The 20,421-nt window shown below is 68.9% G+C and carries 19 protein-coding genes; 7 read left to right on the top strand and 12 right to left on the bottom strand.

Going from position 1 to position 20,421, the window contains the following annotated elements:
* Positions 1–48: 48 nt before the first annotated feature.
* Positions 49–1,086 carry a quaternary amine ABC transporter ATP-binding protein gene (locus tag BW996_RS14725; protein WP_037483616.1) on the top strand — a complete coding sequence of 346 codons (1,038 nt, stop codon included), beginning with the start codon at positions 49–51 and terminating at the stop codon, positions 1,084–1,086.
* On the top strand, positions 1,076–1,945 hold the full coding sequence (locus BW996_RS14720; protein ID WP_051632090.1) for an ABC transporter permease: 870 nt from the start codon (positions 1,076–1,078) through the stop codon (positions 1,943–1,945). Before BW996_RS14725 ends, BW996_RS14720 begins: the two co-directional genes overlap by 11 nt.
* Before the next feature lie 112 nt (positions 1,946–2,057).
* Here the strand turns inward: BW996_RS14720 and BW996_RS21395 are convergent, their stop codons facing one another.
* A complete protein-coding gene (locus tag BW996_RS21395) occupies positions 2,058–2,606 on the bottom strand; it encodes a hypothetical protein (protein WP_139330893.1) in 549 nt (182 codons plus the stop codon).
* Positions 2,607–2,814: 208 nt separating this feature from the next.
* Between BW996_RS21395 and BW996_RS21075 the strand changes: the two genes are divergently transcribed.
* Complete coding sequence (locus BW996_RS21075) at positions 2,815–3,255, top strand: flagellar protein FlhE (protein WP_081838207.1); 441 nt, start codon at positions 2,815–2,817, stop codon at positions 3,253–3,255.
* A gap of 28 nt (positions 3,256–3,283) precedes the next feature.
* Here BW996_RS21075 and BW996_RS14710 read toward each other — a convergent pair whose 3' ends face one another.
* Positions 3,284–3,625 carry a DMT family transporter gene (locus tag BW996_RS14710; RefSeq protein WP_037483614.1) on the bottom strand — a complete coding sequence of 114 codons (342 nt, stop codon included), beginning with the start codon at positions 3,623–3,625 and terminating at the stop codon, positions 3,284–3,286.
* 101 nt (positions 3,626–3,726) lie between these two features.
* On the bottom strand, positions 3,727–4,665 hold the full coding sequence (locus tag BW996_RS14705; protein WP_375131855.1) for a choline ABC transporter substrate-binding protein: 939 nt from the start codon (positions 4,663–4,665) through the stop codon (positions 3,727–3,729).
* Between the two features lie 258 nt (positions 4,666–4,923).
* Here BW996_RS14705 and BW996_RS14700 point away from each other — a divergent pair, with 258 nt between their 5' ends.
* The 4 genes from BW996_RS14700 to BW996_RS14685 all read left to right on the top strand — a co-directional run bounded on the left by BW996_RS14700 (position 4,924) and on the right by BW996_RS14685 (position 9,380).
* Positions 4,924–6,396: an aldehyde dehydrogenase family protein gene (locus tag BW996_RS14700; protein WP_037483634.1), complete on the top strand. Its 1,473-nt coding sequence runs from the start codon at positions 4,924–4,926 to the stop codon at positions 6,394–6,396.
* Positions 6,397–6,409: 13 nt separating this feature from the next.
* Complete coding sequence (betA, locus tag BW996_RS14695) at positions 6,410–8,119, top strand: choline dehydrogenase (RefSeq protein WP_051632089.1); 1,710 nt, start codon at positions 6,410–6,412, stop codon at positions 8,117–8,119.
* A complete protein-coding gene (locus BW996_RS14690) occupies positions 8,116–8,358 on the top strand; it encodes a CBU_0592 family membrane protein (protein WP_037483609.1) in 243 nt (80 codons plus the stop codon). The genes betA and BW996_RS14690 overlap by 4 nt, the downstream gene beginning before the upstream one ends.
* Before the next feature lie 128 nt (positions 8,359–8,486).
* Entirely contained in the window at positions 8,487–9,380 is an 894-nt protein-coding gene (locus BW996_RS14685; RefSeq protein WP_241462018.1) for a glycine betaine ABC transporter substrate-binding protein, read from the top strand.
* Between the two features lie 79 nt (positions 9,381–9,459).
* Here BW996_RS14685 and BW996_RS14680 read toward each other — a convergent pair whose 3' ends face one another.
* From BW996_RS14680 to BW996_RS14640, 9 genes are all read right to left on the bottom strand, one after another.
* Positions 9,460–10,617 (bottom strand): branched-chain amino acid ABC transporter substrate-binding protein, encoded by a 1,158-nt coding sequence (locus BW996_RS14680; protein WP_083701058.1) that lies wholly within the window; start codon positions 10,615–10,617, stop codon positions 9,460–9,462.
* 48 nt (positions 10,618–10,665) lie between these two features.
* Positions 10,666–11,322 (bottom strand): sarcosine oxidase subunit gamma, encoded by a 657-nt coding sequence (locus tag BW996_RS14675; RefSeq protein WP_076458978.1) that lies wholly within the window; start codon positions 11,320–11,322, stop codon positions 10,666–10,668.
* On the bottom strand, positions 11,315–14,320 hold the full coding sequence (locus BW996_RS14670; protein ID WP_076458977.1) for a sarcosine oxidase subunit alpha family protein: 3,006 nt from the start codon (positions 14,318–14,320) through the stop codon (positions 11,315–11,317). Before BW996_RS14670 ends, BW996_RS14675 begins: the two co-directional genes overlap by 8 nt.
* Positions 14,317–14,634 carry a sarcosine oxidase subunit delta gene (locus tag BW996_RS14665; protein ID WP_037483876.1) on the bottom strand — a complete coding sequence of 106 codons (318 nt, stop codon included), beginning with the start codon at positions 14,632–14,634 and terminating at the stop codon, positions 14,317–14,319. The genes BW996_RS14670 and BW996_RS14665 overlap by 4 nt, the downstream gene beginning before the upstream one ends.
* A gap of 21 nt (positions 14,635–14,655) precedes the next feature.
* Positions 14,656–15,912 (bottom strand): sarcosine oxidase subunit beta family protein, encoded by a 1,257-nt coding sequence (locus BW996_RS14660; protein WP_076458976.1) that lies wholly within the window; start codon positions 15,910–15,912, stop codon positions 14,656–14,658.
* Positions 15,913–16,001: 89 nt separating this feature from the next.
* Positions 16,002–17,090: a GlxA family transcriptional regulator gene (locus BW996_RS14655; protein WP_206539522.1), complete on the bottom strand. Its 1,089-nt coding sequence runs from the start codon at positions 17,088–17,090 to the stop codon at positions 16,002–16,004.
* Positions 17,056–18,432 carry an L-serine ammonia-lyase gene (locus BW996_RS14650; RefSeq protein ID WP_037483880.1) on the bottom strand — a complete coding sequence of 459 codons (1,377 nt, stop codon included), beginning with the start codon at positions 18,430–18,432 and terminating at the stop codon, positions 17,056–17,058. The genes BW996_RS14655 and BW996_RS14650 overlap by 35 nt, the downstream gene beginning before the upstream one ends.
* Before the next feature lie 13 nt (positions 18,433–18,445).
* Entirely contained in the window at positions 18,446–19,321 is an 876-nt protein-coding gene (gene purU / locus BW996_RS14645) for a formyltetrahydrofolate deformylase (RefSeq protein WP_037483902.1), read from the bottom strand.
* A gap of 73 nt (positions 19,322–19,394) precedes the next feature.
* On the bottom strand, positions 19,395–20,369 hold the full coding sequence (locus BW996_RS14640) for a DMT family transporter (RefSeq protein ID WP_037483904.1): 975 nt from the start codon (positions 20,367–20,369) through the stop codon (positions 19,395–19,397).
* Positions 20,370–20,421 lie beyond the last annotated feature (52 nt).

Raw genomic sequence — 20,421 nt, 5'->3', positions numbered from 1 at the left:
TGTCTCTCTCCACCCTCGACACCCTCGACGATTGCCCGGGAGCCCCGCATGGCCAGACCCAAGATCCAGATCCGCGACCTGACCAAGGTCTTTGGCCCCAAGCCCGACGCCGCCCTGGCGATGCTGAGCCAGGGGCTCGGCAAGGACGAGATCTTCCAGCGCACCGGCCAGGTGGTCGGCGTCAACAAGGTCGGCTTCGATGTGCAGGCCGGCGACATCTACGTGCTGATGGGCCTGTCGGGCTCGGGCAAGTCGACGCTGATCCGGCTGATCAACCGCCTGGTCGAGCCGACCTCCGGCTCCATCGTCGTCGACGGCGACGACGTGGCGCGCATGCCGCTGCCGGAGCTGATGCGCTGGCGGCGCAAGCGCATCGCGATGGTCTTCCAGAGCTTCGCGCTGATGCCGCACCGCACGGTGCAGGACAACGTCGCCTTCGGCCTGGAGGTCGCCGGCGAAAACCCGAAGCGCTACCGCGACAAGGTGATGCAGGCGCTCGAGCAGGTCGGCCTGAAGGCCTACGCGGCCAAGTACCCGCGCCAGCTCTCGGGCGGCATGCAGCAGCGCGTGGGCCTGGCGCGCGCGCTGGCGGTCGATCCCGACATCCTGCTGATGGACGAGGCCTTCTCGGCGCTGGACCCGCTCAAGCGCACCGAGATGCAGGACCTGATGCTGGACCTGCAGCGCGAGCAGCGCCGCACCATCGTCTTCGTCTCGCACGACCTGGAAGAAGCCCTGAAGATCGGCTCGAAGATCGCCATCATGGAAGGCGGCAATCTGGTGCAGGAAGGCTCGCCGCACGAGATCGTCACCAGCCCCGCCAACGACTATGTGCGCCGCTTCTTCAAGGGCGTCGACACCTCGCGCTACCTGACCGCGGCCGACCTGGTCGACCGCACCGTCGTGCCCTTCCCGGCGGGCGGCACCGGCCGGCTGCGCGCCACCACCGCCTTGCCCGAGACGCTCGACACCGTGCTCGGCCTGGACCAGCCCGTCAGCGTCTTCGACGACGCCGAACGCCTTGTCGGCTGCATCACTCCCCGCAGCCTCCTTCTCAAGATCGCGAGCACCCGACATGCCAGCTGATTTCCTGCAAGACCTGATCGGCGAGGGCAAGAACCTGCTGCCGCTGGGCGCCCTGGTCAACGACGCCGTCAAGCTGCTGCTGGAGCAGGGCGGCGGCCTCTTCGACATGATCGGCGCGCTGGTCGAGGGCTTCGCCAGCCAGATCGAGATCATCCTGCTGGCGATTCCGTCCTGGCTGGTGATGATCGCCGTCCTGGCGCTGGGCGTGTGGCGGCTGAACTGGCGCTTCGGCCTGTTCGCGCTGGCCAGCCTGCTGCTGATCCGCATCATCGGCTTCTGGGACCAGACCGCGGTGACGCTGGCCCTGGTGTTCTCGGCCACGCTGATCAGCATCATCGTGGGCGTGCCGCTGGGCATCCTGAGCGCGCGCAGCGACCGCTTCAACGCGCTGCTGCGTCCGGTGCTGGACTTCATGCAGACCATGCCCGCCTTCGTCTACCTGATCCCGGCGGCGATGCTGTTCGGCCTGGGCCGGGTGCCGGGCATCCTGGCCACCGTCGTGTTCGCGATGCCGCCGGTGGTGCGCCTGACCGCGCTGGGCATCCGCCAGGTCAGCAGCGAGCAGGTCGAGGCCGGCCAGGCCTTCGGCTGCACCTCGATGCAGCTGCTGTGGAAGGTGCAGCTGCCCATCGCGCTGCCCACGCTGATGGCGGGCGTCAACCAGACCATCATGATGGCGCTGTCGATGGTCATCATCGCCTCGATGGTCGGCGCCGGCGGCCTGGGCAACGAGGTGCTCTCCAGCATCCAGCGCCTGGACATCGGCCTGGGCTTCGAGAGCGGCCTGTCGGTGGTGCTGCTGGCCATCATCCTGGACCGCCTGACCGAGAGCTTCGGCGCGCGGCAGCAGGAGAGCTGAGCGATCCCCGCCGGCTTGTTTCCAGCACCCAAAAACCAAGGGCCCTGCGGGGCCCTTGCGTCGTTTTGGGAGGGGTTTTTTGAATCCGTCGATGGAGAAGTCGGCAATTGCTCTAAGCCGTTGTCCTGGCGCACCAGCCGGTGCCTTCCAAGTAATCGCTGGATTGAGTATTCGTGAAGTCAATCAGCTTGGCGTAAATTTCTGCGGAAGGCGTTCCCTTGGCCTTTTCAGCCGCGTAGATTTCCTTCTTCTGGGCGTCAACGCGCGATGCTTCTTTATAGAAGTTTTCCTCGAATGCATCATCGATGATGCGGCCCGTTGATGATAGTTTGCGGGTGAATTCGTGCTTGCCGGGGCCTAGTTGATCAGAAATATCGTAGGCAATTTGGCTGCGGACATTTGCGAATCCTTCGGCCATTTTGTCGGCCCATTGGGGATCGGCTGCTGCGGAGTTTATTGCCCTTTGCTGGATGGCCGTTCGGCCTTGCGTGGCAACGGTTTCTTGACTTGCAAAATTGCGAGCGGCATCAGAAATGCTGACATTCGTGCTTGAAGAGCTGGACCCCGATGTGGATTGGGTTAATGTGCCCATTTTCTTCGCGAGGCCCACTCTATCGGTGGGTTGATAGCTTGTAATTCCACTGCTTGCTTGGATATTCACTTGGTATCTCCATTGGGTACGGGAGGTCGAATTGTTGTTGCTTTATTGTTTGACTGATTTCGGTTGGCATTAATTTTTTTCAATGTTAGATCTAATGCAAATGTGTTGTCAGTAAAAAAACAGGGTAAAAAAATGGCTTTTTTGACGGTTGATTCCATGTGTGCAGGAATTTAAATCCCATCAACTTAACCAGAGGGAGTAAAGTTTTATGGCAATCAATAAGCGTGTATTTTCTTTTTGCTTGATCACTGTTGCGGTGGCTTTCTCGGCTATTGGTAAAAATGCCATTGCGGCTTCTGGTGGTTACAGTAGTTCTGTCGTTGCACCTACAATTTATGCAAAGAATCTATGGTATAATGTGCCATTTCCAGTTGTCGGAACTCCTGTTAGCGGTACATACGTAGGATTGGTATATTATTCGTGGAATTATAAAACGCCTCGACCAACTGGATTTTTGGTGTATCTGTGCAACAATACTGGGCTTGTGTGTTTTGATGTGACAAACTATGCATCTGGGTTTGTTGATTTCACTGGGCAGAATGTTCCTGCAAATCAGACTTTGCGTCTTTACTCGCGTGTCAACGGAACTGGTACGATGTCGTCACTTTATGGTGGAAGCAGTAGTGTAAATGTGAATTGGTCTAATTAGTTATGGCATGCGTCGTGGTTGGCCACCCTCAATGCCCCGCCCGCGAAAACAGATTCAACACCAGCACCCCCGCCAGAATCAGCGCGATGCCGATCGCGCCGGGCAGGTCGATCTTCTGGCCGAACAGCGCCCAGCCGGCCAGCGACACCAGCACGATGCCGGCGCCTGACCAGATCGCGTAGGCCAGGCCCACCGGCACGCTGCGCAGGGCCAGCGACAGGAAATAGAAGGCCGTCGCGTAGCCGATGACGACGATGGCGGTGGGCAGCGGGCGGCTCAGGCCGTCGGAGGCCTTCAGGCTGCTGGTGGCGACCACCTCGGCGAGGATGGCCAGCGTCAGGTGCACATGGGCGGCGGACAGGGACAACATATCCGGGTTCCTGCAAAAGAAAACAGCCCGGCGCGGGCCGGGCTGTCGTGTCGGAAAAGGCGTGGCAGAAACAGCGGCCACGCGGGCCGCCGCGCGGGCCGTCAGCCGCCCAGCGCCTTGGCCACCACCGGCGCGGCGTCCTCGCCCTTGACGGTCTTCACGCCCTTCAGCCACGGGCCCAGCACTTCGGGGTGCTTGGCCAGCCAGGTGCGCGCGGCCTTTTCCGGGCGGGCCTTGTTGAGAATGTCGAGCATCACCTCGTTCTCCATCGTCGTGGTGAACTGCAGGTTGCGCAGGAAGGTGGCGACATTCGGGCAGCGCGCCTCGTAGCCGACGGACACCGCGGTGTAGACCTTGGCCTCGCCGTAGTTCGGGCCGAAGACCTCGTCGCCGCCTTCGAGGTATTTCATCTTCACCTGCACGTTCATCGGGTGCGGCTCCCAGCCGAGGAAGACCACGGCCTTGTTGCCGCGCGCGGCGCGCTGCACCTCGGCCAGCATGCCGGCCTCGGAGGATTCGACCATCTTGAACTTGCCCAGCCCGTGCTGGTTCTGCTTGATCATGCCGGCGATCAGCGCATTGCCGTCATTGCCCGGCTCGATGCCGAGAATGCGCCCGCCGAGCTCCTTCTCGAAGCGCGCGATGTCCTTGAAGGACTTGAGCCCCGCGTCGTAGAGGTATTCGGGCACCGCCAGCGTGTACTTGGCGCCGGTCAGGTTGGGCCGCTCCAGCACCTGGATCTGGCCGGCCTTGACGAAGGGCTCCATCATCGGCGTCATGCTCGGATTCCAGTAGCCGAGGAAGGCGTCGATCTGGCGGCTCTTGATGCCGGCGAAAGTGATCGGCACCGAGGCCACGGTCACGCTGGTCTGGTAGCCCATCGCCTGCAGCACCACCGAGGCCAGGCCGGTGGTGGCGGCGATGTCGCTCCAGCCCACGTCGGCGAAGCGCACCTTGCGGCAGCTGGCGTCTTCCTGGGCCTGGACCGGCACGGCGGCCAGGGTCATGGCGCTGGCCAGGGCGACAAGGGTCGGGGTGATCCACTTCATGGCGGTTGTCCGGTTGGGTGAGGTCGAGAGGAGAGGGCGAAAGAGAGAGCGAGAGCGTGCTTGCACTCTTGCAGGTCAGGCCGGCCGGACTTGTCTGCAGGCGACATGTTCTTTCTTGCGCTGGTCATCGCCGGCGATGACGTTTTCGACCCGATCGGTGTCGGAAAATGAATGCCGGCCTGCGGGCTTCCGGACCACGATCTGCCGACCCCGACCGTCTTCGACCGGCCCCGCGCCCAGGACTTGCCCGTGACTCCTACCCAGCTTCTCATCGCCGGCCAGTGGCAGCCCGCCGCGGCCGCCGGCACCCGCGACATCCTCTGCCCGATCGACGAGCGCATGATCGCCGTCGTCGCCGAGGCCGACCGCGACGACACCCGCCGTGCCATCGCTGCCGCCCGCCATGCCTTCGACCACGGCCCCTGGCGCGAGACCGGCATCCGCGAGCGCGCCCGGCTGCTGCACCGCATCGCCGACCTCGTCGACCGCGATGCCGAGCACCTGGCCTGGCTGGAGTCGCTCAACACCGGCAAGACGCTCGCCGAGAGCCGCACCGACATGGGCGACATCGCCGCGACTTTCCGCTATTTCGGCGCGCTGGTGGCGGGCGAATCCGGCGCCGTCAACGAGGCGCCGGCCCATGTCATCAGCCGCACGCTGCGCGAGCCGGTGGGCGTGTGCGCGCTGATCACGCCGTGGAACTATCCGCTGCTGCAGGCGGCCTGGAAGATCGCGCCGGCGCTGGGCGCGGGCAACACCGTCGTCCTCAAGCCCAGCGAGCTCACGCCGCTGACCACGCTGCACCTGGCGCGGCTGCTGGGCGAGCTGGACCTGCCGCCGGGCGTGTTCAACCTGGTCACCGGCGGCGCGGAGGTCGGCGCCGAGCTGGCCGCCAGCGCGGACGTGGACCTGGTGTCCTTCACCGGGGGCGCGGCGGCCGGGCGCCACATCATGAAGGCCGCCGCCGACAGCAACTTCAAGCGCGTCGCGCTGGAGCTGGGCGGCAAGAACCCCAACATCGTCTTCGCCGACGCCGATCTGGACATCGCGCTCGACCGCGCGCTCGACGCCGCCTTCTTCCACGCCGGCCAGGTCTGCTCGGCGGGCTCGCGGCTGCTGGTGGAGGACGCGGTGCACGATGCCTTCGTCGAGCGGCTGGCCGCGCGCATGGCGCGCATCGTCGTCGGCAGCGGCCTGGAGGCCGGCACGCAGATGGGGCCGGTGCAGTCGGCGGCGCAGCGCGCGCGGCTGATGGCGATGGTCGAGCAGGCCGTGAGCGAGGGCGCACGGGTGCTGCACGGCGGCTGCACGCCCGAGGGCGAACGCTTCCGGCGCGGCTTCTGGCTGGCGCCCACACTGGTCACCGGCGTCACCGAGACGATGACGATTGCACGGGAGGAGATCTTCGGCCCGGTGCTGGCGGTCGAGCGCTTCTCGGGCGAGACCGAGGCGCTGCGCCTGGCCAACGGCACGCCCTACGGCCTGGCCGGCGCGGTCTGGACCCGCGACCTGGCGCGCGCGGCGCGCATGACGCGGGCGATGCGCTTCGGCACCGTCTGGGTCAACGACTACCACCCCTATTTCCCGGAGGCGCCCTGGGGGGGCTTCAAGGCCAGCGGCATCGGCCGTGAACTGGCGCGCGTCGGGCTGGACGAATACACCGAGCTCAAGCACAGCTACATCAACCTCGCGCCGGCCGCCTCGGGCTGGTTCGGTGCCTGAAGGAGGGCGCGCCATGACGAAGGTTCAGAAGGACGCCACACCGGACGAGTTCGACTACATCGTCGTCGGCGCCGGCTCGGCCGGCTGCGTGCTGGCCGCGCGGCTGACCGAGGACGCGGATGTTTCTGTGCTGCTGCTGGAGGCCGGCGGCCCCGACTGGCGGCTGGACTGGCGCACGCAGATGCCCGCCGCGCTGGCCTATCCGCTGCAGGGCACCACCTACAACTGGGCCTATGTCACCGAGCCCGAGCCGCACATGGGCGGGCGGCGCATGACCCAGGGCCGCGGCAAGGGCCTGGGCGGCTCCTCGCTGATCAACGGCATGGTCTACATCCGCGGCAATCCGATGGACTACGAAGGCTGGGCCACGGAGAAGTCGCTCGAGCGCTGGAGCTACGCCGACTGCCTGCCCTATTTCCGCAAGGCCGAGACCCACGACCGCGGCGCCAGCGACTGGCACGGCGGAGAGGGCCCCTTGCATGTCACCACGCCGAAGGCCGGCATCAGCCCGCTGTTCGAGGCCTTCGTGCGCGCCGGCGAGCAGGCCGGCTACGCCCGCACCGAGGACCTGAACGGATTCCGCCAGGAAGGCTTCGGTCCGATGGACCGCACCACCACCGCCGACGGCCGGCGCTGCAGCACCTCGCTGGCCTACCTCGACGCGGCGCGCCAGCGCCCGAATCTGACGGTGCGCACCCGCGCCCTGAGCGACCGGGTGCTGTTCGAGGGCGAGCGCGCGGTCGGCGTGGCCTGGCTGCAGGGCGAGGAGATGCAGCAGGCGCGCGCGCGCCGCGAGGTGCTGGTCAGCAGCGGCGCGATCGCCTCGCCGCAGCTGCTGCTGCGCTCGGGCGTGGGGCCGGCGCCGGCGCTGCGCGCGCTGGGCATCCCGGTGGTGATCGACCGCCCCGGCGTCGGCGAGAACCTGCAGGATCACCTGGAGATGTACCTGCAGTACGAATGCCTGCAGCCGGTCTCGCTCTACCCGGCGCTGCTGTGGCACAACAAGCCGGCCATCGGCATCGAGTGGTACCTCAAAGGCACCGGCATCGCCGCCTCCAACCACTTCGAGGCCGGCGGCTTCATCCGCAGCAGCGAGGAATTCGCCTGGCCGAACCTGCAGTACCACTTCATCCCGCTGGCGATGAACTACGACGGCAGCAACCCGGTCAAGGCGCACGGCTTCCAGTGCCATGTCGGCTCGATGCGCTCGCCCAGCACCGGCTTCGTGCGCCTGGCCAGCCGCGACCCGCGGGTGGCGCCGCGGCTGCAGTTCAACTACATGGCCCACGACGTCGACTGGCGCGAGTTCCGCGCCGGCGTGCGCCTGACGCGCGAGATCATCGGCCAGCAGGCGATGGACGCCTTCCGTGGCCGCGAGATCAAGCCGGGCATGGCGGTGCAGACCGACGCCGAGATCGACGCCTTCGTGCGCGAGCATGCCGAGACGGCGCTGCATCCGTCGTGCACCTGCCGCATGGGCGCGGCCGACGACCCGATGGCGGTGGTCGATGCCGAGGGCCGGGTGCACGGCCTGCAGGGCCTGCGGGTGATCGACGCCTCGATCATGCCGCGCATCATCACCGGCAACCTCAACGCGGCCACGATCATGATCGCCGAGAAGCTGGCCGACGCGGTGCGGGGGCGCCCCGCGCTGCCGCGCTCGGGCGCGGCCTGGTTCCGCGCCGACGGCCTGCCGGCCCGGCGCCAGCCCGAGCCGGCATGATCCGGCTCGGCGTGCTCGACCTGGTCGGGCTGTGCGGCGTCTGCGCCTATGTGGTCGCGCATTTCCTGGTGCAGGTGCGCCACGAGTCGCCGCGCAGCCGCCGCATCGTCGCGCTCAACGTCGTCGGGCCGCTGTGCGTGCTGGTCTCGCTGATCGGCGCCTTCAACATCTCCTCCTTCTTCAGCCAGTCGCTGTGGCTGCTGCTGACGCTGACCGGCTGGTGGAAAAGCCGGCGCTGAAGGCGGGTGGCGGCCTTGTCGCCGCAGGACATCTTGGTGTCGTTCCCGGATCATCCCGGCGATCATCGCGGCCTTAACGTGGAGTCGGTCACACGCCATTCCGCTACCTCTCTTGCTGGAGCATTTCCATGACTGACGACAAGGCCCTGATGAATCGCCGCCATTTTCTGGCCGGTGCCACGACCACCCTGGCGCTGGCGGGCACGCCGCTGTCGGTGCTGGCCCAGGCCAAGCCGATCCGCATCGGCTGGACCGCCTGGTCCGATGCCGAGGCGGTGACGAACATCGCCAAGCTCATCCTCGAGCAGCGCCTGGCGCAGAAGGTCGAGCTGGTGATGACCGACGTGGCGCTGCAGTACGCCGGCCTGGAGCGTGGCCAGATCGACCTGATGCTGATGGCCTGGCTGCCCGGCACCCATCAGGCCTATTACGACAAGGTCAAGGGTACGGTCGAGAACCTCGGCGCGCTCTACACCGACGCCAAGCTGGGCTGGGCGGTGCCGGCCGACATCCCGGTCTCCACGCTGAAGACCATCGAGGATCTGAAGAAGCCCGAGGTCATGGAGAAGCTCGGCGGCAAGATCCAGGGCATCGATGCCGGCGCGGGCCTGATGAAGCTGTCGGAGGCCGCGATCAAGACCTACGGCCTGGACTACAAGCTGATGACCGCCTCGGACGCGGCGATGGTCTCGGCGCTGGACCGCGCCATCCAGCGCAAGCAGTGGATCGTCGTCACTACCTGGTCGCCGCACTGGATGTTCTCGCAGTACAAGCTGCGCTATCTGGAAGACCCGAAGCAGGCGCTGGGCGGCGCCGAGTCCATCCATGCGCTGGCGCGCAAGGGCTTCAGCGCCGACTTCCCCGCCGCCGCGGCCTTCATCCGCAACCTGAAGATCTCGCTGGCCGACCTGGAGGGCGTGATGCTCAAGGCCCGCGACAGCAACGCCGCCAAGGAAGCCGCCGCCTACATCGCCTCGCATGGCGATCAGGTCAACCGCTGGGTGGCGGCGGCGGGCAAGTAATCCGCCTCATCCGACGCAAGAAGGGCCGGGGTTTTTGCCCCGGCCCTTCTTCCCTTCTTGTTTCGGCTCAGCGGCCGGCTCAGCGACCCAGCGCCTGCGGCTGGCCGCCCTTGAAGCCGTAGACGCTCACCGGCGACTGCTTCAGGTCGTGCGCGGCATTGAAGGCGTATTCGCCGGCCACGCCGACGTAACGACCCGCGGCGAGCTGCTCGGCCAGCTTGCCCGGATCGGTCGAGCCGGTCTTCTGCATCGCGTCGGCCAGCAGCATCGCCGCGTCGTAGAACGACACCGCGTAGGTCAGCGGATCGCGCTGGTAGGCGGCGCGGTACTTCGCCGCGAAGGCGCGGCCCGCATCGGCCTGCTCCAGCACCACGCCCGCCTGGCTGCAGAAGACCCGGCCGTCGGCCAGGCTGCCGCCGCTGAGCCGGCTGGTCTCGGTGGTGCAGATGCCGTCGCCGCCGAGCAGCGGCGCGCGAATGCCCTGCGTGACCATCTGGCGCAGCATCGGTCCGGCCTGCGAGGAGTAGCCGCCGTAGAAGACCACGTCGGGCTGGGCAGCGCGGATCGAGCTGAGGATCGCGGTGAAGTCGGTCGCCTTGTCGGTGGTGTATTCCTGGCGCACGACGGTCAGGCCCTGGCGCTTGGCTTCGCCCACGAACTCCTCGACCAGGCCCTGGCCGTAGGCGGTGCGGTCGTCGATCACCGCCACCGTCCTGGCCTTCATCTTCGTGGCCGCATGCACGGCCATCGACATGCCCACCTGCGCGTCGTTGACGCCGACGCGGAACAGGCGTGGATAGCCGAGCTGGGTCACCTTCGGGTTGGAGGCCACCGTCAGCATCAGCATGCCGGCGTCGTTGTAGACCCGGCCGGCCGGGATGGCCACGCCCGAGTTGTACGGTCCGATCACATAGCGCACATGCGCGTCGGCCAGCAGCTGCGCGACCGCCACGCCCTGGCGCGGATCGGCCGCATCGTCCTGCGCCACCACCTCGAAGCTCACCTTGCGCCCGCCCACCTGCACGCCGCGCGCATTGAGCTCCTTGACCGCCAGCATCAGGCCGTCGCGGTTGTCGGCGCCGTAGGCGGCCTGGCCGCCCGAGAGCGGTCCGGTGAAGCCGATCTTCACCACGTCCTGGGCCTGGGCCTGCGGGGCCGGACCCAGCGTCAGGCCCAGACCGAGCGACAGGGCCAGCGGCGCGAGCCGCAGGCGGGAGAGGGCAGTGCGTCGTTTCATGAGTGCGGGGTCCTTGTTCGATCTGCGAGAAGAAAAGGTCGGCGAAGCTCAGGCGGCCTTGCGCTGCCCGTGCTGGGCCGAGGCCGAGAGCAGCGGCGAGAGGACGGTGTCGGGGCACTGGCGGGCCTCGACGAGCCGCAGGCCGTAGGGGCGAGCGCTGCGCTCGACCAGGCGCCAGAGGTAGTCGGCGAAGCTGCGGCGGAAGACCAAGGCGACGCCGGCGGGGTCGCTGCGCAGGATCGTCATCGAGGCCTTGCTGACGACGGTGGAGACGCAGTCGCCGTGGGGCAGGGCCTCGACGTCGTAGGGCGTGAGGTGGCGCAGGAGCTGCAGGTGGGGCAGGCCGGAGACGCGCAGGCTGGTGAAGCCACCGCTGTTGTCGGCGACCTGGGCGAAGCAGCCGGCCAGGGCGGTCTGCAGGCCCTGCAGGAGGCGGTCGCGCTGGTCGCGGGCGCACAGCAGCCACCACTCGTCGGGCGACTGCCAGAGCACGACGCCGGCGGCGCAGCGCAGCACCGAGCGCGGACGCACCGGCAGGGGCGCGCCCAGGACGGCGGCGGTGGCGGCCATGAAAGCGGCGTCGTCCTGGCGGCCGCGCAGCACGAGGTAGCCCAGGTCGGGCAGCTCGGCGGCGGTGAGGGCGGCGGGCTCGCGGGTGGCCGGGCCCAGGGGCAGGTGGGCCAGCGGGGAGCGGAGCTCAGGCATGTTGACGTTCTCCCTTGGGATCGACGAAGACGGGCGAGACGACCTTGACCGGGGTGATGCGGCCGCCGGCCATGGCGAAGAGGCGCTGGCCCTCGCGCTGGGCGCCGCCGCGCACGACGGCCATGGCGATGGAGCGGCCGAGCTCGGGGCTGAGGTAGCTGCTGGTGACATGGCCGAGCATCGGGGTCGGCGTCTGGCTGATGTCGGTGCTCTCGAGGATCTGGGCGCCTTCGGCCAGCACCTGGGCGGGGTCCTCGGGCATCAGGCCGACCAGCTGCTTGCGGTCCGATCGGGCGGTGTCGCTGCGCGAGAGCGAGCGCTGGCCCAGGAAGCTGTACTTCTTCTTGGTGCTCACCGCCCAGCCCATGGCCAGATCATGCGGCGTCATCGAGCCGTCGGTGTCCTGGCCGACGATGATGAAGCCCTTCTCGGCGCGCAGCACATGCATGCTCTCGGTGCCGTAGGGGGTGATGTCGAAGTCGGCGCCGGCTTCCATCACCGCCTCCCAGAGCGCCTGGCCGTAGCCGGACTCGACGTTGAGCTCGTAGCTCACCTCGCCCGAGAAGCTGATGCGGAAGACCCGGCAGGGCAGGCCGGCGACGGTGCCGGCGCGCCAGTCCATGAACTTGAACTTCTCCGGCGAGAGATCGATGTCGGAGCACAGGCGGGCGAGCACCTGGCGAGACTTGGGGCCCACCAGGGCCACGGTGGACCAGTGGTCGGTGACCGAGCTCATCCAGACCTTGAGCTCGGGCCACTCGGTCTGGTGCCAGCGCTCCAGCCAGCCCAGCACCTTGGCCGCGCCGCCGGTGGTGGTGGTCATGTAGAACTGGGTGTCGGAGATGCAGGCGGTGACGCCGTCATCCATGACCATGCCGTTCTCGTCGAGCATCAGGCCGTAGCGGCACTTGCCCGGTGCGAGCTGGCTCCAGGCGTTCGAGTAGACGCGGTTGAGGAACTCGCGCGCGTCGGGGCCGTCGATCTGGATCTTGCCCAGCGTGGAGGCGTCCATGACGGCCACGCCGGTGCGTGCGGCGCGGCACTCGCGGGCCACGGCCGCGTGCAGGTCCTCGCCCTTCTTCGGGAAGTACCAGGGGCGCATCCAGTTGCCCACCGGTTCCAGCTCGGCCTGGCGGGCCATGTGGCTGGCGTGGATGGCGGTGGTGCGCACCGGGTCGAAGGTCTCGCCCTCCATCGTGCCGGCCAGCGCGCCCAGGCTCACCGGGGTGTAGGCGGGCCGGTAGGTGGTGGTGCTGACCTCGGCGACCGGGCGCTTGAGGGCGCGCGCGGCGATGACGAAGCCGTTGACGTTGGACAGCTTGCCCTGGTCGGTGCCGAAGCCCAGGGCGGTGAAGCGCTTGACGTGCTCGATGTGCTGCCAGTTCTCGCGGATGGAGAGCTCGATGTCGGCGGCGGTCACGTCGTTCTGGTAGTCGACGAAGGCCTTGGCGCCGGTGCCCTCGGGGCGGCCGTCGGGCACACGGAACATCGGGCGCGCGCCCTGGCGCGGGGCGCTGCGGCACACCGGCGCGGCCAGCAGTGCCGGGGCGCCCAGCTGGCGCAGCACCTGCTGCATCGCCTCGGTGGTCTGGGCCAGCGTCTCCTGCAGATCGAAGGCGCCGGTGACCGCACCGACGCAGGCCACGCCCTCGCGGCCCTGGCGCGGCGTGACGAAGGCGGCGACGCGCTCGTCCCAGGTCGGGCGGCGGCCGTCGTGGCAGAACAGGTGCACCGTGGGCGAGAGGCCGCCGGAGCTCAGCAGCGCGTCGCAGCGCAGGGTCGGGCCCGAGCCGGTGACCTCGTCGCGGTCCGGGTGCAGCTTGACCAGGCGCGCAGCCTTGACCTGGCTGCGCCCGCGTGCCTCCGCCACCGCAAAGCCCTGGTGCACGGTGATGCCCGCCTCCAGGCGACGGGCAAAGCCGTTGTGGCGCGGATCGACCACATGCACCTGGGCGCCGGCGGCGGCCAGCGCGTTGGCCGCGTCGTAGATCAGGTCGCTGGTGCCGGTGACCACCACCGTGTCGCCCACGCGCACGCCGTAGCGGCGCAGGAAGGTCTGGCCGGCCGAGACTGTCATCACGCCGGGCAGGTCGTTGTTGCCGAAGACCAGCGGGCGCTCGATCGCGCCGGTGGCCAGCACGACATGGCAGGCGCGGATCTTGTGCTGCCGCTGGCGCGGCAGGTGGGCCTCGCGCGCGCCGATCGGCAGGTGATCCTGCATCAGCTCGACGGCCAGCACCAGATTGTCCTGGTAGAGGCCGAAGGCGGTGGTGCGGCTCAGGCAGGTCACATGCGGCATCGCCGCCAGCTCGGCCAGCGTCGCGGCCAGGAAGCCGTCGCGGTCGCGCCCGTCGATGTTGGCGCCCGGGTCCGACAGCAGCCAGCCGCCGAACTCGCACTGCTCGTCGAGCAGCACGGTCTTCAGGCCGGCGCGACCCGCCTGCAGCGCCGCCAGCAGCCCGGCCGCACCGCCCCCGACCACCAGCACGTCGACATGGTGGTAGAGGTGGTCATAGTGATCCGGGTCGGCCTCGGTGGGCGCGCTGCCGAAGCCGGCGAACTTGCGGATCACCGCCTCGTAGGCCGGCCAGAAGCTGCGCGGCCACTTGAAGGTCTTGCTGTAGAAGCCCGCCGGCATGAAGCGCGAGGCGCTGCCGATGACCGCCTTCAGGTCGAAGTCCAGCGAGGGCCAGCCCGAGGTCGAGCCCGCCTTCAGGCCCTCGTACAGCTCGGCCTGCGTGGCCTTGATGTTGGGCACGGTGTGCGCGCCTTCCTCCATCTGCACCAGCGCGTTGGGCTCCTCGGGGCCGGCGCCGATCAGGCCGCGCGGGCGCCCGTACTTGAAGCTGCGCGCCAGGCGCATCTTGCCCGACGCCAGCAGCGCCGAGGCCAGCGTGTCGCCGGCAAATCCCGACAGGGCCTCGCCGTCGAACTGGAAGCGGACCGGCCGGCGGCGGTCGATGCGGGTGCCGGCAATGTCGACGCGGCGGGCGGTCATGCGCGCTCTCCCAGGCCCTGGGCCTTCATCTCCGCCTCGAACAGCGGCTTGCCATCGGCCAGCGTCCAGCTGCCCGAGATCTCGTAGGTCGCGGTGTTGCGACGCACCGCGAACACCTTGCGGCAGGCGGCCGAGTGCTGCCACTGTTCCCAGAACCAGCCCTTGAGGTTGCGGCGCATGAACAGGTAGTCGCCCCAGGTCGCGTCGTCGACCTCCTCGGGACGCTCGGGGCGGGCGATGTAGGCCTCGCCGGCGTAGCTGAACTCCTCCTCGTCTCGGAGTTCGTCGCAGTGCGGACAGTGCAGTCGGAGCATGGGTTCAGGTCCTGCAGAAGGTCAGTGCGCCACGGCCGCGGCGCCGTGCTCGTCGATCAGGTGGCCGCTGTGGAAGCGGTCGATCGAGAAGGCCTCGTTGAGCGGGTGCGGCCGGTCGTTGGCGATCGTGTGCGCGAACACATGGCCCGAGCCCGGCGTCGCCTTGAAGCCCCCCGTGCCCCAGCCGCAGTTGAAGTACAGCCCCTGCACCTTCGTCTTGCTGATGATCGGGCAGGCGTCGGGCGACACGTCCACGATGCCGCCCCACTGCCGGTTCATGCGCACCCGCGAGAACTGCGGGAACAGCTCGATGATGGCCGCGGCCGTGTGGTCGATGACATGCGGGCTGCCGCGCTGGCCGTAGCCCAGGTAGCTGTCGATGCCCGCGCCGATCACCAGCTCGCCCTTGTCGGACTGGCTCAGATAGCCGTGCACCGCGTTGCTCATGATCACGGTGTCGATCACCCGCTGCATCGACTCCGAGACGAAGGCCTGCAGCGGGTGGCTCTCGATCGGCAGGCGGATGCCGGCCATGCGCGCCAGCACCGACGAGTGGCCCGCGGCCACGCAGCCCACCCGGCCCGCCTTGACGTAGCCCTGGCTGGTCTGCACGCCGCGCACCTGGCCGCCCTGGATGTCCAGGCCGGTGACTTCGCAGTTCTCGATCAGGTCCACGCCCAGGCGGCTGGCCGCCCGCGCGAATCCCCGCGCCACCGCGTCATGGTGCGCGATGCCCGCGCGCGGCTGCCAGCTCGCGCCCAGCACCGGATAGCGGCTGCGCCGGCTGCAGTCGAGCTGCGGGATCTTCTCCGCCACCTCGGCCGTCGTCAGCACATGCGCGTCCACCCCCTGCAGCCGGTTGGCATTCACCCGGCGCTCGATGTCGCGCATGTCCTGCAGCGTGTGCCCCAGGTTGAACACCCCGCGCTGGCTGAACATCACGTTGAAGTTGAGGTCCTCGGTGAGGCCCTCCCACAGCTTCATGCCGTGCTCATAGAGCAGCGCCGCCTCGTCCCACAGGTAGTTCGAGCGCACGATGGTGGTGTTGCGCGCGGTGTTGCCCCCGCCCAGATAGCCCTTCTCCAGCACCGCGATGCGGCCCACCTTGTGGTTCTTGGCCAGGTAATAGGCCGTGGCCAGCCCGTGCCCGCCCCCGCCGATGATGACCACGTCGTAGCTGGGCTGCAGCGGCCGGCGCGTCCACGCCGGTTCCCACGTCTTGTGGTGGCGCAGGCCGTTCTTGAAAAGGCTCCACCATGAATAGGTCTGGCCTGACATTTGTCTGGACTCCTGGCTGATCGGGATGGGTCCATTCTTCGTGTCCGACCCCCTTCGCGATTGCCGCATCGCGACACCCTCTTGTCGGATCACGACAGTGGCAAGGCCAGCGGATCGCTCATCGCCAGCGCGTCGACCTTGCCGCGGCGCAGCGCGCTGGCCGGGTAGCCGAAGACCTCGCGGAAGCGCCGCGAGAAGCCGGCGCTGTCGCCGAAGCCACATTCCAGCGCGATCTGCGACAGCGGCAGCCGGGTGTGCTGCGTCATCCAGTGCGCATGGCGCAGCCGCAGTCGCACCGAGAACTCGTGCGGCCCCATGCCGATGGCCTGGCGAAAGCAGCGCTCGAGGTGGCGCAGGCTCATGCTGACGCTGCGCGCCACCTCCTGCAGCGGCATCGGGCTGGCCAGGTTCTGCTCCATCAGCCAGATCGCCTGGCGCACCCGTGGGTCGTCGGTGCGCTCGGCGAAGCTGGGCTGGGGCTGGGGCGTGCGCGCCGGCAGCGCGCCTTCCTCCAGCAGGATGCGCAGTGCCTTCGACGCCGCCGCGCGGCCGCAGTGGCGCTCGATCAGCCAGGCCGCCAGGTGCACGACGCTGGTGCCGCCGGCGCAGGTCAGCCGGTCGCGGTCGACGACGAACATCTCGTGCGATTCGGCCCGCAGGCCGGGAAACTCGCGCAGGAAGTCCTGGTGGTGGAACCAGCTCACGCAGACGCGGCGCCCCTGCATCAGCCCGGCGCGTGCCAGCACGAAGGAGCCGGTGCACAGGCCCACCAGCGGCACCGCGCGGGCGGCGGCCAGGCGCAGGAAGTCCTGCAGCGCCGGGCTCAGCCGGCGCGTGCCGGGCAGCAGTCCGCCGACGACGACGATGTAGTCGAAGCTGCCGGGGTCGGGGAAGCGCTCGGTCGGCATCAGCTCGATGCCGTTGCTGGCGGCCACCGGGCGCAGCTCCTCGGCCAGCACGCTCCAGCGGCAATGCAGCGGGCGGCTGCGGTCGCCCTCGTCGGCGGCCAGCCGCAGCGCGTCGACGAAGCCGGAAAAGGCCACCATCGTGAAGCCGGGCATCAGCACGAAGCCGACGCTCAGCGGGCGTGGATCACGCGGCGGGGCCTCTGCGCCTGCGCCCGTCAGGTCGTCGAGGCTGCGTTCAGCACTCGACGATGTTGACCGCCAGTCCGCCACGGGCCGTCTCCTTGTACTTGGTCAGCATGTCGGCGCCGGTCTCGCGCATGGTCTTGATGACCTTGTCGAGGCTGACATGGTGAGTGCCGTCGCCGCGCAGGGCCATGCGCGCGGCGTTGATCGCCTTGACCGAGGCGATGGCGTTGCGCTCGATGCACGGAATCTGCACCAGCCCGCCCACCGGGTCGCAGGTCAGCCCGAGATGGTGCTCCATGCCGATCTCGGCCGCGTTCTCGACCTGCTCGGGGGTGCCGCCCATGACGGCGCACAGCGCGCCGGCGGCCATCGAGCAGGCCACGCCGACCTCGCCCTGGCAGCCGACCTCGGCGCCGGAAATGCTGGCGTTCTCCTTGTAGAGAATGCCGATGGCCGCGGCGGTGAGCAGGAAGTCGGCCACGCCGGCGCGACTGGCCCCGGGCACGAAGCGGGTGTAGTAGTGCAGCACCGCCGGGACGATGCCGGCCGCGCCGTTGGTGGGGGCGGTCACGACGCGGCCGCCGGCGGCGTTCTCCTCGTTGACCGCCATCGCGTAGAGGTTGACCCAGTCCATCACCAGCAGCGGGTCGCCCACCGCGGCCTCGGCGCGCGAGAGCAGGTGGCGGTGCAGGTCGGGCGCGCGGCGACGCACCTTGAAGCCCCCCGGCAGCACGCCCTCGGTGCGGCAGCCGCGCACCACGCAGTCCTGCATCACCTGCCAGATCCGGGCCAGGCCGGCGTCGATCTCGGCCTCGTCGCGCCAGAAGCGCTCGTTGGCGCGCATCAGCTCGGCGATGCTGCAGCGGTGGCGGCGGGTCTGCTCCAGCAGTTCCTCGCCAGTGCGGAACGTGCGCGGCAGCGCCGGGCGCTCCTGCACCAGCAGCGGCGCTCCGGCCTCGTGACTGACGACGAAGCCCCCGCCCACCGAGTAGTACTCATGCCGGTCGAGCTCGGCGCCCTCGGCGTCGAAGGCCGTGCAGCCCATGCCGTTGGCGTGGAAGGGCAGCGCGCGGCGCTTGTGCAGCACCAGGTCGCGCCGCTCGTCGAAGGCGATCTCGTGGCGGCCGTCCAGGCGCAGGCGTCCGCTCAGGCGCACCTGCTCGAGCAGGCCCGGCACCGCATCGACATCGACCGTGTCGGGCGCGTGGCCCTGCAGGCCGAGGATGACCGCCTTGTCCGAGCCGTGGCCGCGGCCGGTGGCGCCCAGCGAGCCGTAGAGCTGCACCTCGATGCGCGCCACGCGCGCCAGCAGCCCGGCCGCGTCGAGGCGCTGCACATACATCCGCGCGGCCTTCATCGGCCCCACGGTGTGCGAGCTCGACGGCCCGATGCCGATCTTGAACAGGTCGAAGACGCTGATGCTCATGATGCCTCCGGGCTCACCGCAGCACCACGGTGCGCTGGCCGTTGATGAAGACCCGGTGCTCGAGCACCTGGCGCAGCGCGCGCGACAGCACCGTCGACTCGACCTGGCGGCCGACCGCGAGCAGATCCTCCGGGCCGTGCGCATGGTCGACCCGCTCGGTGGCCTGGTCGATGATCGGGCCCTCGTCGAGGTCGGGCGTGGCGAAGTGCGCGGTGGCGCCGATGATCTTGACGCCGCGCTCGAAGGCCTGGTGATAGGGGCGCGCGCCCTTGAAGGCCGGCAGGAAGCCGTGGTGGATGTTGATGACCCGCCCGGCCAGACGCTCGCACAGGCTGTCCGACAGCACCTGCATGTAGCGCGCCAGCACCACCAGGTCGGCGCCGGTGTCGTGCACCAGCTCGAGCAGGCGGGCCTCCTGTGCCGCCTTGGTCTCGGGCGTGACCGGCAGGCAGTGGAAGGGCAGGCCGTGGGCCTCGGCCAGACCGCGCAGCGTCTCGTGGTTGGAGACGACGGCGACCGGCTGCATCGGCAGCTCGCCGTGCTTCCAGCCGGCCAGCAGCTCGACCAGGCAATGGTCAAGCTTCGACACCATCAGCAGCACGCGTAGCGGCTGCGCCAGATCATGCACCTGCCACTGCAGCGCCTCGCACTGCGGTGCCAGCACGGCAAATTCCTCGCGCAGCCGCACCAGCTCGTCGGCGCGGGCCTCGGCGCGGCGGAAGACCGCGCGCACGAAGAAGCGCGCGGTCGGCGGGTCGTCGTAGACGGTGAACTGCTCGACATAGGCCTGGTGCCGGCCGAGAAAGGCCGCCACCGCGGCCACCTGGCCTGCGGCGCTGCGACAGGCCAGCGTGAGCGCGTAGCGACGCGGCGAGGGAGAGTCGGACATGGACATCGGGAGCCACCTTGCGAAACGCGGACCGCTGCGGTCCGCCGGGCTCCACTGTCGGCAGTCCGCCCCCTCAGGGCTTGTCCGATTCCGACATCCGCTTGCCCGGGCTCGCCAGTGCCGGAGCGCCCGGCCGTGCCGTCAGCCACCCGCCCAGCAGGCCGTGCGCGCTGACCAGCGCGATGCCCGCCAGCACCAGCACGCCGCCCACCAGGAAGCCGCGCGAGGGCATCTCGCCCAGCAGCACCGCGCCCAGCAGCACGCCCAGCAGCGGCGTCAGGAAGGAGAACACCCCCAGGCGCGAGGCCAGATAGCGCCGCAGCAGCCAGCACCAGGCCAGGAAGCTGGCGAAGGAGACGATCACGCTCTGGAACATCAGGTGCGCCCAGCCGGCCGCGCTGGGCGCGAAATGGTCGCGCCCGCCGATCCAGGCCAGCGGCAGCAGCAGCGCGAACGCGCCCAGCAGCTGGTAGAGCAGCGTCTCGGTGGCCGGCGCCGACGACAGCCGCGAGCAGCGGATCACCACGGTGGTGGCGCCCCAGGAGGCGCCGGCCAGCAGCGCCATCGCGTCGCCCAGCAGCACCTGCGCGTCCAGCGTCATGCCGGCGCCCGGATCCAGAAAGGCGGTGGCGATGCCCAGGAAAGCCAGGCCGATGCCGGCCCACTGCAGCGGCGACAGACGCTCCTCGCGCAGGCGCAGGTGCAGGCCCAGCGCGGCGAAGATCGGTGAGGTGTAGAGAAAGACCAGCACATGCGCGGCCTGGGTGTGCGCCAGCGCCTCCGACACCAGCACATACTCGAAGGCGAACAGCGCGCCGGCCAGCAGCCCCGGCCGCCAGCGCCCGCTGGCGAGCTGCGGCAGCTCGCCGCGCCGCGCCATCAGCAGCCCCAGCAGCAGCGCCGCCAGCCCGGAGCGCAGCGCGATCATCAGCATCGGCGCGATCTCCGGCGCGGCGGCCTTCATCGAGATCTGCTGCAGGCTCCACAGCAGGCACAAGAGGGTCATCAGCGCGACGGCGCGGCCGTCCAGGGGCAGTCGGGTGTTCATGCCAGCCATTCTGGGATGGCGCCTTTGCTCTAGATGTCGAATATCGGACAAT

It is taken from the genome of Sphaerotilus natans (assembly GCF_900156335.1).
GTDB lineage: Bacteria > Pseudomonadota > Gammaproteobacteria > Burkholderiales > Burkholderiaceae_C > Sphaerotilus > Sphaerotilus natans.
The sequence above is the reverse complement of the archived record's forward strand: the minus strand, read 5'-3'. Positions and strand labels throughout refer to the sequence as shown.

Bases quoted from the DNA above. Each gene is read 5' to 3' on its own strand.
- BW996_RS14670 (WP_076458977.1), bottom strand. From the start codon at position 14,320: ATGACCGCCCGCCGCGTCGACATTGCCGGCACCCGCATCGACCGCCGC.
- BW996_RS14690 (WP_037483609.1), top strand. From the start codon at position 8,116: ATGATCCGGCTCGGCGTGCTCGACCTGGTCGGGCTGTGCGGCGTCTGC.
- BW996_RS14675 (WP_076458978.1), bottom strand. From the start codon at position 11,322: ATGCCTGAGCTCCGCTCCCCGCTGGCCCACCTGCCCCTGGGCCCGGCC.
- purU (WP_037483902.1), bottom strand. From the start codon at position 19,321: ATGTCCGACTCTCCCTCGCCGCGTCGCTACGCGCTCACGCTGGCCTGT.
- betA (WP_051632089.1), top strand. From the start codon at position 6,410: ATGACGAAGGTTCAGAAGGACGCCACACCGGACGAGTTCGACTACATC.
- BW996_RS14725 (WP_037483616.1), top strand. From the start codon at position 49: ATGGCCAGACCCAAGATCCAGATCCGCGACCTGACCAAGGTCTTTGGC.
- BW996_RS14640 (WP_037483904.1), bottom strand. From the start codon at position 20,369: ATGAACACCCGACTGCCCCTGGACGGCCGCGCCGTCGCGCTGATGACC.
- BW996_RS14660 (WP_076458976.1), bottom strand. From the start codon at position 15,912: ATGTCAGGCCAGACCTATTCATGGTGGAGCCTTTTCAAGAACGGCCTG.
- BW996_RS21075 (WP_081838207.1), top strand. From the start codon at position 2,815: ATGGCAATCAATAAGCGTGTATTTTCTTTTTGCTTGATCACTGTTGCG.
- BW996_RS14665 (WP_037483876.1), bottom strand. From the start codon at position 14,634: ATGCTCCGACTGCACTGTCCGCACTGCGACGAACTCCGAGACGAGGAG.
- BW996_RS14720 (WP_051632090.1), top strand. From the start codon at position 1,076: ATGCCAGCTGATTTCCTGCAAGACCTGATCGGCGAGGGCAAGAACCTG.
- BW996_RS14680 (WP_083701058.1), bottom strand. From the start codon at position 10,617: ATGAAACGACGCACTGCCCTCTCCCGCCTGCGGCTCGCGCCGCTGGCC.
- BW996_RS14685 (WP_241462018.1), top strand. From the start codon at position 8,487: ATGACTGACGACAAGGCCCTGATGAATCGCCGCCATTTTCTGGCCGGT.
- BW996_RS14650 (WP_037483880.1), bottom strand. From the start codon at position 18,432: ATGAGCATCAGCGTCTTCGACCTGTTCAAGATCGGCATCGGGCCGTCG.
- BW996_RS14710 (WP_037483614.1), bottom strand. From the start codon at position 3,625: ATGTTGTCCCTGTCCGCCGCCCATGTGCACCTGACGCTGGCCATCCTC.